The 14,896-nt window shown below is 68.6% G+C and carries 14 protein-coding genes; 10 read left to right on the top strand and 4 right to left on the bottom strand.

The annotated features are described in order from the left end of the window. The first annotated feature begins 157 nt into the window (after positions 1–157). The 5 genes from BM199_RS10020 to BM199_RS10000 all read left to right on the top strand — a co-directional run bounded on the left by BM199_RS10020 (position 158) and on the right by BM199_RS10000 (position 6,033). Positions 158–1,537, top strand: coding sequence for a pyridoxal phosphate-dependent decarboxylase family protein (locus BM199_RS10020; protein WP_245788264.1), 1,380 nt, complete (start codon positions 158–160; stop codon positions 1,535–1,537). Positions 1,538–1,550: 13 nt separating this feature from the next. Beyond that, positions 1,551–2,603, top strand: coding sequence for a methionine synthase (locus BM199_RS10015; RefSeq protein ID WP_281245686.1), 1,053 nt, complete (start codon positions 1,551–1,553; stop codon positions 2,601–2,603). Positions 2,604–2,612: 9 nt separating this feature from the next. After that, positions 2,613–3,305, top strand: a complete 693-nt coding sequence (locus BM199_RS10010; RefSeq protein ID WP_245788263.1) for a hypothetical protein — start codon at positions 2,613–2,615, stop codon at positions 3,303–3,305. A 64-nt stretch (positions 3,306–3,369) separates the two neighbouring features. Continuing rightward, on the top strand, positions 3,370–5,520 hold the full coding sequence (gene ligA, locus BM199_RS10005) for an NAD-dependent DNA ligase LigA (RefSeq protein WP_091672302.1): 2,151 nt from the start codon (positions 3,370–3,372) through the stop codon (positions 5,518–5,520). Between the two features lie 6 nt (positions 5,521–5,526). Then, on the top strand, positions 5,527–6,033 hold the full coding sequence (locus BM199_RS10000; RefSeq protein WP_091672300.1) for a GNAT family N-acetyltransferase: 507 nt from the start codon (positions 5,527–5,529) through the stop codon (positions 6,031–6,033). A gap of 90 nt (positions 6,034–6,123) precedes the next feature. Here the strand turns inward: BM199_RS10000 and BM199_RS09995 are convergent, their stop codons facing one another. From BM199_RS09995 to BM199_RS09985, 3 genes are all read right to left on the bottom strand, one after another. Continuing rightward, positions 6,124–6,768: a hypothetical protein gene (locus BM199_RS09995; protein ID WP_091672299.1), complete on the bottom strand. Its 645-nt coding sequence runs from the start codon at positions 6,766–6,768 to the stop codon at positions 6,124–6,126. Positions 6,769–6,987: 219 nt separating this feature from the next. Then, on the bottom strand, positions 6,988–7,593 hold the full coding sequence (locus BM199_RS09990; protein ID WP_245788262.1) for a hypothetical protein: 606 nt from the start codon (positions 7,591–7,593) through the stop codon (positions 6,988–6,990). A gap of 18 nt (positions 7,594–7,611) precedes the next feature. Then, on the bottom strand, positions 7,612–8,265 hold the full coding sequence (locus tag BM199_RS09985) for an ACT domain-containing protein (RefSeq protein ID WP_091672297.1): 654 nt from the start codon (positions 8,263–8,265) through the stop codon (positions 7,612–7,614). 282 nt (positions 8,266–8,547) lie between these two features. Here BM199_RS09985 and gatC point away from each other — a divergent pair, with 282 nt between their 5' ends. From gatC to BM199_RS09965, 4 genes are all read left to right on the top strand, one after another. Then, entirely contained in the window at positions 8,548–8,847 is a 300-nt protein-coding gene (gatC, locus tag BM199_RS09980; protein WP_091672294.1) for an Asp-tRNA(Asn)/Glu-tRNA(Gln) amidotransferase subunit GatC, read from the top strand. A 73-nt stretch (positions 8,848–8,920) separates the two neighbouring features. Next, on the top strand, positions 8,921–10,477 hold the full coding sequence (gene gatA, locus BM199_RS09975; RefSeq protein ID WP_091672293.1) for an Asp-tRNA(Asn)/Glu-tRNA(Gln) amidotransferase subunit GatA: 1,557 nt from the start codon (positions 8,921–8,923) through the stop codon (positions 10,475–10,477). Further along, positions 10,474–11,982, top strand: coding sequence for an Asp-tRNA(Asn)/Glu-tRNA(Gln) amidotransferase subunit GatB (gene gatB, locus BM199_RS09970; RefSeq protein WP_091672291.1), 1,509 nt, complete (start codon positions 10,474–10,476; stop codon positions 11,980–11,982). The genes gatA and gatB overlap by 4 nt, the downstream gene beginning before the upstream one ends. Before the next feature lie 26 nt (positions 11,983–12,008). Then, entirely contained in the window at positions 12,009–12,467 is a 459-nt protein-coding gene (locus BM199_RS09965; protein WP_245788261.1) for a hypothetical protein, read from the top strand. A 15-nt stretch (positions 12,468–12,482) separates the two neighbouring features. Here BM199_RS09965 and BM199_RS09960 read toward each other — a convergent pair whose 3' ends face one another. Beyond that, positions 12,483–13,622 carry a PQQ-dependent sugar dehydrogenase gene (locus BM199_RS09960; protein WP_245788294.1) on the bottom strand — a complete coding sequence of 380 codons (1,140 nt, stop codon included), beginning with the start codon at positions 13,620–13,622 and terminating at the stop codon, positions 12,483–12,485. A gap of 166 nt (positions 13,623–13,788) precedes the next feature. Between BM199_RS09960 and BM199_RS09955 the strand changes: the two genes are divergently transcribed. Then, a complete protein-coding gene (locus tag BM199_RS09955) occupies positions 13,789–14,703 on the top strand; it encodes a 2-hydroxyacid dehydrogenase (protein ID WP_091672288.1) in 915 nt (304 codons plus the stop codon). The last annotated feature ends 193 nt before the right edge of the window (positions 14,704–14,896 follow it).

The raw sequence follows: 14,896 nt of genomic DNA, 5'->3' as shown, positions 1-14,896 counted from the left end.
GATGGATGCAATTCCTTGCACAGTTCTTTACCGACCTCAAGGCAATTTTTATGCTGAGCCGTAAATCACATATTCCAGGCCTTATCCGCAGGGTTGGTACGGGAGTACAACTTGCGGTGTGGCTGGTTATCCGATTGAACCCGACCGGGAAACGATGATGGAGATCGGTCGGTCGGCGCTGGAATTGATCACGGATCTGGTCGGGGAGTTGCCTTTTTCCCGGGCGTCGAGTTTCCATTTGGGATCCGATGTGTACGAGCAGGTTTCCGCGCGGCCGGACGAGGACGGTCGTGGCCTCGATGAGGCGCTCGCCCTGTTCCGTACGGCGGCGGGGGAGGGGCTGGAGACGGCGGGACCGCGCTACTTCGGTTACGTTCCCTCCGGTGGCACCTTTACCTCCGCGGTTGCCGAACTGCTGACCCGAGCACTGAATCGCTGCACCGGTCTCGCCGGTTTCTCGCCTGCGCTGGTCGCGATGGAGGACGGAGTCATCCGCTGGCTCTGCGGGGAGTTCGGGCTGCCCGCGGGTGCTGGCGGGCTCATCACCACCGGTGGGTCCACCGCACACCTCGCGGCGCTCGTGGCCGCGCGGTACGAGCGACTTGGTGAGTGTTTCACCGCTGGGACGCTGTACACCACAGCTCAGACTCACTACTCCGTCGCGAAAGCCGCACGTATCGCCGGGTTTCCAGCCAGTGCTGTTCGGACAGTCCCAACCGGACACGACCTGCGAATGGACCCGCAGGCGCTGTCGGCGATGATCGCCCGTGACAGGGCCGCGGGTGCACGACCTTTCCTGGTCGTCGCGAACGCGGGCACCACCAGCACCGGGACCGTTGACCCGTTGCCCGAAATAGCCGCACTCGCCCACGGGGAGGGGCTCTGGTTCCACGTCGACGGGGCTTACGGCGGATTCTTCCAGCTGACCGCGAGGGGCAGACAGATCCTGCGGGGCATCGAGTGCGCGGACTCGCTCGTGGTCGATCCACACAAGTCGCTGTTCGCGCCGTACGGTACGGGCATGCTGCTGGTGCGCGATCCGACTGTCCTGCGGGCGGCGCACCAGGGCACTGGCGAATACCTGCAGGACCTCCACCCGACCACCTTTCCGCACTACGCGGACTACGGCTGCGAACTCACCCGCGAATGCCGGGGGCTGAAATTGTGGCTGCCATTGTGGTTGCACGGCGTTTCCGCCTTCCGACGGGCGCTGGACGAAAAGCTCGACCTCGCGTGTTCCGCCTACCGGGGACTGGCTTCGGGTGGTTATTTCGATTGCCCTTTGCCGCCGGATCTCTCGACGGTCGTTTTCACCCTCGCGGGTGCGAGTGAGAAAGCGAACCGGCAATTGCTGGAGGAGGTCAACGCGACCGGACGGGTGTACCTGTCGAGCACGATGGTGCAAGGCAGGCACGTGCTCCGGCTGTGCGTGCTCTCCCACCGGACGCACGCCGAGCATGTGAGCGAGGCGTTGGCGGTGCTGCACGAGTTCGCCCGGCGGAGTGTGGGCCGGATTCGACTCGCCGACACGGCGTGACCACACTATCGGTGTGCGTGAAAAGTCAGCCCAGGAAGTGACGTGGCCGCCCGGTGCAGGCACCGGCATCGGTTCGATGCCCGGTTCGGACGCGGCGGAAACCGCAGCCATCGTCCTCGGTGAGCTGCCCGACCTGCCGTACCTGCCGGAACTGCCCGACCGCGGTGTCGGTGCCGACCTGATCGGCCGTACCTGCGGCCTGCTCGTCGATCTCGCCGTCGAGGTCGTGCCGAGCGGCTACCGGGTCGCGAGCAGGCCGGGACGGCACTACCGCCGGGCCGTGGATCTCCTCAGGTGGGATCTCGACGCGCTCGAGAACGCCCAGCAGCGAGCGGGCATGCGGCCTCGACTTATCAAGACACAGGTCGCCGGGCCGTGGACGCTGTGCGCGAACGTCGAAACAGCGCGTGGCCACCGCATCCTCACCGACCACGGCGCGGTGCGCGAATTCACCGAGTCGCTGATCGAAGGACTCGCGGCGCATGTGGTGGAACTGCGGGAACGCACCGGTGCCGGCGTCGTAGTGCAGTTCGACGAGCCGAGTCTGCCCGAGGTGCTCGCCGGATCACTGTCGACCGCCTCCGGCTACGACACCGTGTCCGCCGTCCGGGCGCCGGAGGCACGGGATCTGCTCGGCAAGGTCGTCCAGGGGATGGAGCAGGCCACGGGCAACCCCGTCGTGCTGCACTGCTGCGCGCCGCGGCCGCCGGTGGCGCTGCTGCACTCGACCAGAGCAGGGGGCATTTCGCTCGATGCCACCGCGCTCGACAGCGCGCCGGCCGCACTGCTCGACGAGATCGGCGAGGCCTGGGACTCGGGTACCGAACTGCTGCTCGGCCTCGTACCGGGCATCGCGCCGGAGCGCTGGCCGAGCCTGCACGAGGCAGCGGGTCCGGCGTTACGACTGGTGGACCGGCTGGGCTTCAACCGGTCGATCCTCGCCGAGCGCGCGGTGGCCACGCCGGTGTGCGGCCTTGCCGGTGCGACCGGGGAGTGGACGCGCAGAGCCCTGGCGCTGACCCGTGAACTCGGAAAGGCCTTCACCGAGCCGCCGGAGAACTGGTAGGCAGGCGTGGTGCGATTTCTTCGCGGTCTGTTGGGCAGGGGCAGCCGGGACGAGCCAGTGGATCCCCGGACCCGGTGGCCGGAACAGTCGGTGCCGGAGGACCCCGGCGCCGCCGCACGGCTGTTCTGGCGGAGCTGGTTCGAGCTGCTGCCGCAGGTCAGCGCCGCACTCGGCGACGGCGAGCCGCAGCGAGTCGAGCACGAGCTCTGCCGTGCGGTCGCGCACGTGCATCCGGACCTGCACTTCTCCTTGGAACGCGGCCAGCGGGCGATCTATGCGCTGGTAGTCACCGGGCAGGAAGACCCGGCCCTGCGACCCTTCACCGATGCCTGGAAGGCTGCCGCGCCTGCTGAGGACGCGATGTGGGAGTACCACGATTCGGTGCCGCCCGTGCCGGACCCGGCAGAGGTGACGGTGCATCTGGGCGAGACCCGGGTGGCGCTTGCCGAAGTCAGGATCGCGGCGCAGGTGGACTCGGTGGAGCAGGTCGTCGACGTCGCGGTGCACCACCCCGCGCTGGCCGGGCTCAGTGGTCCAGCCCGGTCGGCGATGACCTTCCTGCCGCTCGACGCCACCCTCGGTGAGCGGCTGGCCGCCGAGCGGCTGCGGCGGGTGGAGACGGCGGACCTGGAACCGGAGGGCGCGATCTCGCTGCTCGAACTGCGGGAGCTGGTGCGGGGGCTGGGCGATGCTGGGACGTGATCACGGAATCGCGTTCTCGGACAGACACTGAGATTGTCGGTGCCGACCACTAGGCTCACCCCCTGTGAGCAGCGAGGAACTTCCCGAGGACCAGATCGATGTGGCCGTCGCCGAGGACATCGGTGACGTGCCTGCCGAGGTGCGGGAGCGGCATGCCGCGCTCGCCGAGGAAGTCCGGGGGCATCAGTTCCGGTACTACCTGCTCGATTCGCCGACCATCTCCGACGGCGAGTTCGACGCGCTGTTCCAGGAACTGCAGAAGCTCGAGGCGGAGCATCCGGGCCTGGCGACGCCGGACTCGCCGACACAGCAGGTCGGCGGCACGTTCTCCACGGACTTCGCCGCCCATGACCATCTCGAACGGATGCTCAGCCTGGACAACGCGTTCGACGTCGACGAGTTGCTGGCCTGGGTGGACCGGGTCGAACGGGAGGTCGGCTCGACGCAGTACCTCTGCGAGCTCAAGATCGACGGGCTGGCCATCAATCTCCTCTACGAGAACGGGAAGCTGACCAGGGCGCTGACCAGGGGAGACGGTCGTACGGGTGAGGACGTCACGCTCAACGTGCGCACCCTGGACCAGGTGCCGGACACGCTCACCGGCACCGCGGAGTTTCCCGTCCCCGCGCTGGTGGAGGTCCGCGGCGAGGTCTTCTTCCGCGAGGAGGACTTCCTGGAGCTCAACGCCCGGCTGGTAGAGGCGGGCAAGCCACCGTTCGCAAACCCGCGCAACACCGCGGCCGGCTCACTGCGGCAGAAGGATCCACGGGTCACCAGGTCCCGCAAGCTGCGGCTGATCTGCCACGGTCTCGGCAGGCGGGAGGGGTTCGAACCCGTCCGGCAGTCGGAGGCCTACGACGCGCTGGCGGCCTGGGGACTGCCGGTGTCCGCGCACAGCAAGGTGATCGAGTCGGCCAAGGGGCTGGCCGAGCATGTCGAGTACTGGGGCGAGCACCGGCACGACGCCGAGCACGAGATCGACGGCGTGGTGATCAAGGTCGACCAGGTGTCGCTGCAGCGCAGGCTCGGGAGCACCTCGCGGGCGCCGCGCTGGGCCATCGCCTACAAGTACGCCCCCGAAGAGGCCACGACCACGTTGCTGGACATCCAGGTCAACGTGGGCAGGACCGGGCGCGTCACCCCGTTCGCCGTCATGGAACCGGTCAAGGTGGCGGGCTCCACCGTCGCGATGGCCACCCTGCACAACGGCGAGGAGGTCAAACGCAAGGGTGTGCTGATCGGCGACCGCGTGGTGATCCGCAAGGCGGGCGACGTCATTCCCGAGGTGCTGGGTCCGGTGGTGGACGCCCGCACCGGCGACGAACGCGAGTTCGTGATGCCGACGCGCTGCCCGGAATGCCACACCTCGCTGGCGTACCAGAAAGAGGGCGACGTCGACATCCGCTGCCCGAACTCGCGGTCCTGTCCCGCGCAGCTGCGGGAGCGGCTGTTCCACCTCGCGGGCCGGGGGGCGTTCGACATCGAGGTACTCGGTTACGAGGCCGCGTCGGCGCTGCTGTCCTCCGGTGTCGTGGCCGACGAGGGCGACATCTTCGACCTCGACGAGGAGAAGCTGCTGGCCACGGACCTGTTCCGGACGAAGGCGGGCACGCTCTCGGCCAACGGTGAGCGGTTGCTGAAGAACCTCGGCAACGCCAAGGACCGTCCGCTGTGGAAGGTCATCGTGGGGCTGTCGATCCGCCACGTCGGACCTACGGCGGCACAGGCGCTCGCCAGGGAGTTCGGCTCGCTGGAACGGATCGAGAACGCCGACGAACAGGAACTATCCGATGTAGATGGTGTGGGGCCGACGATCGCCCACGCCGTGCAGGAGTGGTTCGAGGTCGACTGGCACCGCGAGGTGGTGCAGAAGTGGCGGGCGGCAGGCGTCCGGATGGAGGAGGAGCGGGACACGTCGGTTCCCCGGCATCTGGAAGGGCTGTCCATCGTGGTCACCGGGTCGCTGCCCGGGTTCTCCAGGGACGAGGCCAAGGAGGCCATCATGTCCCGGGGTGGGAAGGCCGCGGGCTCGGTCTCGAAGAAGACGAGTTTCGTCGTGGTCGGTGACGCCCCTGGCTCCAAGTACGACAAAGCGGTTCAGCTGAAGGTGCCGGTGCTGGACGAGGACGGCTTCCGGGTGCTGCTCGACCGCGGGCCCGAAGCCGCCGCGGAGGTCGCCCTGCCGGCCGACGCCGACACCGCGGCCGGCGAGTAGAGCCAGATGGGTGACATCCGGATCCGGGCAGCGCGTGCCGGAGAGTGGGCCGAGATCGGTGAGCTGACCCTTGCCGCGTACCAGGCCGACGGCTTCGTCGGCGCCGAGGAGGAGGACGGGTACGGCGCGCAGTTACGCGACGCCGCTCGCCGGGCCGAGCACGCGGAGTTGCTGGTCGCGGTGGGCGCGGACGACAGGATCGTCGGTTCGGTGGCGGTCGTGTTGCCGGGAACCAGGTTCGCCGAGATCTCCCGGGAAGGGGAGGTGGAGTTCCGAATGCTCGCTGTCGCGCCCTCGGCGCGGGGGCGTGGTGTCGGTGCCCTGCTGGCGCAGGCGGTCATCGAGCGGGGACTTGAGCACGGTGCGAGCCGGATCGTGTTGTGCAGCCTGGACCTGATGCACACCGCACATCGGCTCTACGAGCGGCTCGGCTTCCGGCGGCTGCCGGAACGGGACTGGGAGCCCGCACCGGGTGTCCGGCTCCTCACCTTCGGGCTCGATCTCGCAGCCTGACCCGCTCGGCTGCTGAACGTTGGCCGATTCGAACCTCGGCCAACGTTCCACAGCCCTCAGCGCATAAAGCAGGGCACTTCGTACCGCAGGTCAACCAAACAAGCTGTTGAAGAACTTGGTGACATCGTTGTAGCGGTCGACGAACCATTGCTTAATGTCTTCCCAGGCCTGCTTGATCCACTCCCAGGCCCTCTTGGCCAGCTCAACGATCGCTGCGCTGATTTTTCCCCAAAGCCAAGCAGCGAACTTGGATACCTGATCCGCCAGGTCGATCGCCTTGTCCTGCTCCGCTTCGGGCAGGTCCTTAATCGCGCTTTCCACATCTCCCCAGTACTTGTTGTTCTGGTCGATGAGCTTCTTTTCGTGCTCTTTGCGCTTCTGTTCGATCTTGTCGTGGAGGCTGTTGCGGTCCTTGCTGTCGACGTACTCCCGGACCGCTTTTTCGGCGCTCACCTCGACGTCTTTGGTGTTCTCGGTCAATTGGTCTCGCCGCTTCTTTGAAATATCGGCGATGGGGGAGTCGCTGCCGACATTCGTTGTCGCGGAATAGGACATACCGTCGAACTGTCCTCTGTTTTCCGTGAAGGCGGTGACATAGTCAGGCCATTCGTACTGCGCGAAACTGATCGGGACGCCTTCGATGCTTGCCATGTAGATTCGCGCGGTGCTGTGAGCTCTCCGTGCCTCGATTTTTTCCGAGAGAGTCAAAGTCGAGGGCGCCATTGTCGTGGTCATCGGATTCTCCTTGCTCGATCAATTACCGAATTGCGGCGTGCTGATGATCGGAATTTCGGCGTCTTCCCGCGAAGACCCCAGGAACATTACCAAGGGTATAACGGATGGTCACTACGCGTAATGAGTGATGGGCGGGCACGGTCTGGTGAACCGGGCTCACTGCAGGTCACCCCACCGCCGGATCTGCCAACTCGGGCCCCGGATCTGCCAACTCGGGGGTCAGCGGCGGCGGTGGCGGATCAGGGCCAGCAGGGCGACGGCCAGGATGAGGCCGGCCAGGACGGCGGGCAGCACGCCGAACTGATCGAGGATGCGGTCGGCCAGGTGTCTGCTGCGCGAGGTCGGGTCGGCCAGCACGAGGGTCACGAACGCGGCCGCAAGCACGGTGACGCCGCCGAGCAGCCAGCGTCCACGCCTGCCGGTCAGGCCTGCGCGTCTGCGGATGACCCGTCCCGCCCTGAAGATGCGCCCGGCTCGGAGCACACGCAGCGCGCCGATGGAGAGGATCAGCCGCAGGATCTGCACCGGTCCGACGAGAAAGACCACCGCGGGAACGGCGGCTGCCGTCACCAGCAGCTTCCACCGGTGGGTGCGGGCCCAGGCGACGATGTCCCTGCTGAACCAGAGCAGCACGAGGGACTCACTGAGCAGGACCGCGAGCGAGGCCCAGTTGAGCACCTTGCCGACCACGACCGTCGTCTCGTCGCCGGTGGTGGTGAGGAACACCGCGGGTACCGACACCAGCGCGGCGATCAGGACCGGGATCGCCAGCCGCTCCTCCAGTTGCTGGGCGCGGGTGTCGCGGTCGTCCTCGCCTTCACTCACGTCGCACAGCGGTCCGCTTCAGCTGTCCAGCACTACGGCCACGATTCCGGCGAAATGGGCAAGGCGGGCTACCTCGGCCGCACGGAACATCGGGCCGCCCGGCCGCCCGACCAGCAATGTCCGGTCCGGTTTGCCGAGCGGTGTCGCGGCGAGTTCGGTACCCAACTCCTGCCAGGTGTCGGGCACCCAGGTGTCCTCGGCGTCGAGCACGGTGGCGCGTTCCAGCGGTAGCCACGGCAGATCGGTGACCGAGGCCTCCGGGGCGGCACTGGACGACGCGAGGCGGTGCACCCCGTCCTCGGTGTAGTGCAGGACCAGCGCCCAGCCCGCGCGGATGATCTTGGGTACGCCCTCGGCCAGTATGTCCAGCCCGGTCGAGGGCTGCCCGGCGATCTCCTCGACGAGTTCCAGCTCGCGGTGGGTGTCCAGCACGCCGGCGTAGGGGCGGACGGCGTCGACCTCGACGCCCTCGACACTCTCGGCGGCGGTGATCAGCGCATCGGGCAGCCTGCCGGAGGGCAGTTCGACGACCAGGTCGTCGATCGCCACACCCGCCCCACGCTCCACCACGTCGACGCTGAGGATGTCCGCGCCGACCGTGCCGAGCGCCGTGGCCACCGCGCCGAGGGTCCCCGGGCTGTCCGGGAGTTGTACCCGGATCAGGAAGGACAACGCGAACCCCTCTCGGGTCTGCCGCTCCAGCCTTGCCGTGGAGGGCGTTCCTGCGCACCGGCCGCCATGCTTGCTCGTACCGGCCGCCGATTGTGGCAGACCGGACCCACGGCTGGGCCCGCCGTCCGCCTAGCGAGATCGTCTTGTGCTCTCCCGCTGCCCGTGCCGTCATCCGCGCGAGCGCACACCCTGCACGGTAACCCGGTCGAGTCCTGGGATGGTCGCGCCATAGAATTGCCCCTTCGAACCGCACCCGACCAGCACACCCCGGGAGACACCCGCGTGCCCAATATTTCCCGCGACGAAGTCGCGCATCTCGCCAGGCTGGCCAGGCTGGCCGTCACCGACGAGGAGCTGAACACCTTCGCCGGGCAGCTCGACCAGATCCTGGACGCGGTGGCGAAGGTGGGCGAGGTCGCGAACTCCGACATCCCGCCGACCTCGCACGCCGTGCCGCTGACCAACGTGTTCCGTGAGGACGTGGTCCGGCCGGGGCTCACCCAGGAGCAGGCGCTCTCCGGTGCGCCCGCCGCCGAGGAAGGCCGGTTCCGGGTGCCGCAGATTCTGGGGGATGAGCAGTGAGCGACCGGCACCGTGACCAGTTCGGGTACGGCACTGAGCGATGTGCAGCCCGTCGGCGAATGAGGCAAGAAGCATGAGCGACCTGACAAGATTGACGGCGGCCGAGCTGGCCGGCCGGATCCACGCTCGCGAGGTCTCCTCCGTGGAGGTGACGCAGGCCCACCTCGACCGCATCGAGGAGGTCGACGGCGCCGTGCACGCGTTCCTGCACGTCGACACCGAGGGTGCGCTCGACGCCGCCCGCGCGGTGGACGCGCGGATCGCCTCGGGCGAGCAGCCGGCGTCGCCGCTGGCCGGAGTGCCGCTGGCGCTGAAGGACGTGCTGACCACCGAGGGCATCCCCACCACCTGTGGTTCCAGGACGCTCGAGGGCTGGCTGCCGCCGTACGACGCCACGGTCACCCGCAGGCTCCGCGAGGCCGGTGTGCCGATCCTCGGCAAGACCAACATGGACGAGTTCGCGATGGGCTCCTCCACCGAGAACTCCGCCTTCGGGCCGACCCGCAACCCCTGGGACCGCGACCGGATCCCCGGTGGCTCCGGCGGTGGCTCGTCGGCGTCGCTGGCTGCTTTCGAGGCGCCGCTGGCGATCGGCACCGACACCGGTGGCTCGATCCGCCAGCCCGGCTCCGTGACCGGCACGGTCGGGGTCAAGCCGACCTACGGCGGCGTGTCCCGGTACGGCCTTGTCGCGTTCTCGTCCTCCCTCGACCAGGCGGGTCCGTGCGCACGGACCGTGCTGGACGCAGCCCTGTTGCACGAGGTGATCGGCGGGCACGACCCGCTGGACGCGACCTCGGTCGACGCGCCGGTGCCCGCTGTCGTCGCGGCCGCCCGCGAAGGCGCACGCGGTGACCTCACCGGCGTCCGCGTCGGTGTCGTGCGGGAGTTCAGCGGTAATGCCGCCTCAGCGGGAGGGAGTGCTTCGGCGGGTGGTGAGGGTTACCAGCCCGGTGTGCTGACCTCCTTCGAGGCCGCCGTGCAGCAGCTGCGTGAGTTGGGTGCCGAGGTCGTCGAGGTGTCCTGCCCGAACTTCACCCTCGCGCTGCCTGCCTACTACCTGATCGCGCCGAGCGAGTGCTCCTCGAACCTCGCCCGGTTCGACGCCATGCGCTACGGCCTTCGCGTCGGCGACGACGGCACGCGCAGTGCCGAGGAGGTCATGTCGCTGACCCGGGAGGCCGGCTTCGGCGCCGAGGTCAAGCGCCGGATCATGCTCGGCACCTACGCGCTGTCCTCGGGTTACTACGACGCGTACTACGGCTCGGCGCAGAAGGTGCGCACGCTCATCTCGCGGGACTTCGACGCGGCGTTCGAGCGGGTCGACGTGCTGGTCTCGCCGACGACGCCGACCACGGCGTTCAAGATCGGCGAGCGGGCGGACGATCCGATGGCGATGTACCTCGCGGACCTGTGCACCATCCCGTCCAACCTGGCGGGCAATGCCGCGATGAGCGTGCCAAGTGGCCTTTCAGCCGATGACGGGCTGCCGGTCGGGTTGCAGATCATGGCCCCCGCGCTGGCCGATGACCGGCTGTACCGCGTCGGTGCGGCCTACGAGACGGCCCGCGACGCCGCCGAAGGCCCGTTGCTCAACCGCGTGCCGGAGCTGAAGGGAGCGGCACTGTGACCGCGCTGGTCGAACTGATGGACTACGACGAGGTCATCTCCCGATTCGACCCGGTACTCGGGCTCGAGGTGCACGTCGAGCTGTCCACCGCGACGAAGATGTTCTGCGGCTGCGTGAACGAGTTCGGCGGCGAGCCGAACACCCATGTCTGCCCGACCTGCCTCGGAATGCCGGGAGCGCTTCCGGTGGTCAACGGCAAGGCCGTCGAGTCGGCGATGCGGATCGGGCTCGCGCTGAACTGCGAGATCGCGTCGTGGTGCAGGTTCGCGAGGAAGAACTACTTCTACCCGGACATGCCGAAGAACTTCCAGACCTCGCAGTACGACGAGCCGATCGCCTTCAGCGGCTACCTCGACGTCCCGCTGGACGACGGCGAGGTCGTGCGGGTGGAGATCGAGCGCGCGCACATGGAGGAGGACACCGGCAAGTCGCTGCACGTCGGCGGTGCGACGGGCCGGATCCACGGGGCGGAACACTCGCTGCTGGACTACAACAGGGCCGGTGTGCCGCTCATCGAGATCGTCACCAAGCCGATCACCGGCATGGGCGCCCGTGCCCCGGAGGTCGCCCGCGCCTACGTGACCGCGCTGCGTGACCTGCTGCGGGCGCTGGACGTCTCCGACGTGCGGATGGACCAGGGGTCGCTGCGCTGTGACGCCAACGTCTCGCTGATGGCGAAGGACGCGACCGAGTTCGGCACCCGTACCGAGACGAAGAACGTCAACTCGCTGCGCAGTGTCGAGCGGGCGGTGCGCTACGAGATGACCCGGCAGGGAGCCGTGCTGCTTGACGGCGGCACCATCAAGCAGGAGACGAGGCACTTCCAGGAGTCCGACGGCAGCACCTCGCCGGGACGTACCAAGGAGACGGCCGAGGACTACCGCTACTTCCCCGAGCCGGACCTGGTGCCGATCGCACCGACGCGGGAGTGGGTCGAGCAGCTGCGCCAGACCCTGCCGGAACTGCCGTGGGAACGGCGCAAGCGGATCAAGGACGAGTGGAACCTCACCGACGAGGAGCTGCGCGATCTGCTCAACACCGGCGCGGCCGACCTGGTCGCGGCCACTGTGGACGCGGGCGCGGCGCCAGGGGAGGCCAGGAGCTGGTGGGTGCAGTACCTGACCCAGCAGGCCAACACGCGTGAGGTCGAGCTGGCGGAGCTGCCGATCAAGCCCGTCCAGGTCGCACGGGTGATCGAGCTGGTCGGTTCCGGCGAGCTGACCAACAAGATGGGCCGTGAGGTCGTCCAGGGTGTGCTGGAGGGCGAGGGCGAGCCGGACGAGGTCGTGGAGAAGCGTGATCTCAAGGTCGTCTCGGACGACTCCGCGCTGCTCACGGCCGTGGACGAGGCCCTGGCCGCCGCGCCGGACGTCGCGGAGAAGATCCGTGGCGGAAAGGTCCAGGCGGCGGGCGCGATCGTCGGTGCCGTGATGAAGACGACCAAGGGGCAGGCCGACGCCAAGCGGGTCCGCGAGCTGATCCTGGAAAGGGTCAACGGCAGTTGAGCCTGCCCCGCGTCCGCCCTGCGGCGGTGACGTGGCGCGAGTGGCTCGGCCTCGCCGCGGGGCTGCTCGCGCTCGGGTCGTTGTTCCTGCCCTGGACCGTCCTCGGTGCGGCGAATCCCGATCTGATCGCGGCATTGGCCGAACTGCCGCAGGACGATGTCGTCCGCGACGTGTGGAAGGCCGGGTTCTTCGCCTGGTTCCCCGCACTGGTCCTGCTGCTGACCGGGTTCGCGGTCGCCCTGACCGGCCAGATCCGTGCGGTGCGGGTGGCGGGGCTCCCGCAGTTGTGGCTGGTCGCGGCCTCGGTGGCGCTCGCGCTGCTGCTGATCGGCTGGTTCACCCTCGGCTGGCAGTTCGGCACCGAGCAGCGGGCGCTGCTGGAGGAGGCAGGCATCGCCATCGGGACGGGATCGGGACGGGTACTGGCGACTGTGGCCGCCGCGACGTCACTGCTCGCCGCCGTGCTCGACGTCCGGGCCCGCTGAGCAGGGGGCGGAGGGTCAGTCCCTGCCGTTCCCTGCCGGGGTCATCTGCCTGGAGATCAGCACGACGCGATCGTCGCTGGACACCGGATCTCCGCCGTCCTTGTTCGCCGTGCCCGCCACCACGAAGTCGGGGTTCACGACGTCCATCCCGGTGAGCCTGCCGAAGCTGTTCCCGTTCTCGCCGTCCATCGTCACCGACGGCTTGCCGCTGACGGCTCCCTCCTCGGTGACCGGGAGGTTCTGCAGGTTGCCCGCCTTCGAGGTGGCCACGATCAGGACGTCGGACCAGTCGGTGCACCCGGCCACACCAGGCTGATCGGGCCACGACCAGACCGGGGTGGTCAGGGTCGTTCCCGGTTCGACCCGGTACATGACGTCCCTGCCGTCGGCGCGGTCGGTCACCCAGGTTCGGGAACCGTCGGTGGACTCGCAGATCCCGCCGGGCGCCTGCAGCCCACTGGCGAGCACCCGCGAGCCCGTGGTCGGATTGCCCTTGGCCGGCTTGCCCGAGGTGTCGATGCGCAGCATCTTGCCCGCGAGCGACTTCGGGTCCGCGGCCGCGGCGGGATCGCCCGCGTCACCGGTGGCCACCAGCAGCGCGCCGTCCGAATCGGCGAGCAGCACCCCACGGTTGCCCTTCGGACCCTTCGGAATGCCGGTGAGCACGGGCTTCGGCGGCTGCCCCTCCGCGAACCGCACGACCCGGTTGTCCTTTTCCGTGGTCAGGTAGGCGAACACGAGCCGGTCCTCGGAGTAACTGGGGGAGAGGGCCAGCCCGGTGAGCCCGCCGTCACCGCTCGCGTCCACGTCGAAGGAGGCGATCTCCTTGGGTGAGGCGCCGGGCTCGCTGGAGACCCTGAGCACACTGCCACTGATTCGTTCGGCCGCCAACGCGCCGATCGTCGAGCCCGCGGCCGGTAGCGCGGCCACGGCGGAGATCCTGTCGAGGCAGGTGGCGATGACCGCCTTGTTGAAGTCCTTGCAGCCGTCCGGTGGCGGCACGGGCGTCGGCGCCGATCCCTTCGGCGGTCCCTGGCTGGTGCCACCCGCCTCGGGAAGTTGCGGCTGCGGCCCGGCCTGGGGGGTCAGGTCCGGGGCGGGCTCCCAGGTCTGTCCCGACGCGGAGTCGTCGAAGTCGGCGCAGCTGGTCAGCATGAGGGCGCCGCTGGCAAGCAGGGCCAGCGGCCACGCCGGGCTTCTCCTGGAACGGGGTCCCACAACGAGAGAGGGTAGGTCGATGTCCGTGAGCCTCGGGTAAGCGGTGGCCCGGACACGGGCGGCCGGCCGACGCCGGACGCCGGAGGTGGCTACCGTGGTGATCATGACGGTTACGGTGCTTGTCCCCGACGAGGACGGGATGATCGCCCTGTCCGAGGTCGCCGGCGTCCGGCCGGTGCGTTACCAGTGGGGTGAACCGTTACCCCCGCAGGCCCGCGAAGCGGAGGTGCTGATCCCCAAGTTTCATCCCGCCGAGACGACCGACGAGTTCTTCGAGGGCCTGCCCCGGCTGAAGCTGATCCAGCTGCTGTCCGCGGGTGCCGAGGACTGGATCGGCGACCTGCCCGACGGAGTTCTGCTCTCCACCTGCCGGGGCGCGCACGGCGGCAGCACGGCGGAGTGGGTGGTCGGCGTGCTGTTGCTGATGTACCGCGAGCTGCGGGAGTTCACGGCGTTGCAGGAGAACCGCCAGTGGGCCAGGCGCACCACCGACACGCTGCAGGGCAAGCGGGTGCTGATCGTGGGCGCGGGCGACCTCGGGAGGCAGCTACGCGGCCGCCTCGAACCGTTCGACACCCGCGTGACCATGGTGGGTATTTCCGCAAGGGAAGGCGTGCATGCCGTCGAAGAGCTGCCGCAGCTGCTCGGTGAGCACGACGTCGTGGCGCTGATGGTGCCGTTGACTTCCAAGACCCGCGGCATGGTCGACGCGGCATTTCTCGCCGAGATGCCCGACGGGGCGATCCTGGTGAACGCGGCCCGCGGCCCGGTCGTGAACACCGGCGCGCTGCTCGCGGAGCTGGAGCGGGGGCGCCTTCGCGCGGCGCTCGACGTCACCGATCCCGAACCGCTGCCCTCGGATCATCCACTGTGGACAGCTCAGGGAGTGGTGCTGACTCCGCACGTGGCGGGGGCGGCGCGGGGCGTGCAGCGGCGTTCCTACGCGGTGGCGGCCGCCGAGATCGAGCGCTGGGTCAACGGGGAGTTGCCGGACAACCTCGTGCACGGCGAGTACTGAGTGCGCAACCCTCACTGAGCATTCTCAAAGAAGTCGCGTGCTTGCGGCCGAGTAGTGCGGCCGGGTAGTTTGAGGGTCGGCGTCATCCTGCGCCGCACCCTCATATCCGGTGCTCACGCCATCGGGCTCGAGAGGGCAAAGGGAACCGCGAGTTCTCGGGGTGCCGGCAGCATGCCCTATCCGGCGGGGTCAA

Origin of the sequence: Amycolatopsis marina (assembly GCF_900111885.1) — a bacterium.
Taxonomy (GTDB): Bacteria; Actinomycetota; Actinomycetes; order Mycobacteriales; family Pseudonocardiaceae; genus Amycolatopsis; species Amycolatopsis marina.
Note: the sequence above shows the minus strand (reverse complement) of the source record. Positions and strands in the feature narration are given on the sequence as shown.

Excerpts from the sequence above, each read along its gene's own strand:
- BM199_RS10000 (WP_091672300.1), top strand. The coding sequence starts at position 5,527 with ATGGGTGACATCCGGATCCGGGCAGCGCGTGCCGGAGAGTGGGCCGAG.
- BM199_RS09955 (WP_091672288.1), top strand. The coding sequence starts at position 13,789 with ATGACGGTTACGGTGCTTGTCCCCGACGAGGACGGGATGATCGCCCTG.
- gatA (WP_091672293.1), top strand. The coding sequence starts at position 8,921 with ATGAGCGACCTGACAAGATTGACGGCGGCCGAGCTGGCCGGCCGGATC.
- BM199_RS10020 (WP_245788264.1), top strand. The coding sequence starts at position 158 with ATGGAGATCGGTCGGTCGGCGCTGGAATTGATCACGGATCTGGTCGGG.
- BM199_RS09960 (WP_245788294.1), bottom strand. The coding sequence starts at position 13,622 with ATGCTGACCAGCTGCGCCGACTTCGACGACTCCGCGTCGGGACAGACC.
- BM199_RS09995 (WP_091672299.1), bottom strand. The coding sequence starts at position 6,768 with ATGACCACGACAATGGCGCCCTCGACTTTGACTCTCTCGGAAAAAATC.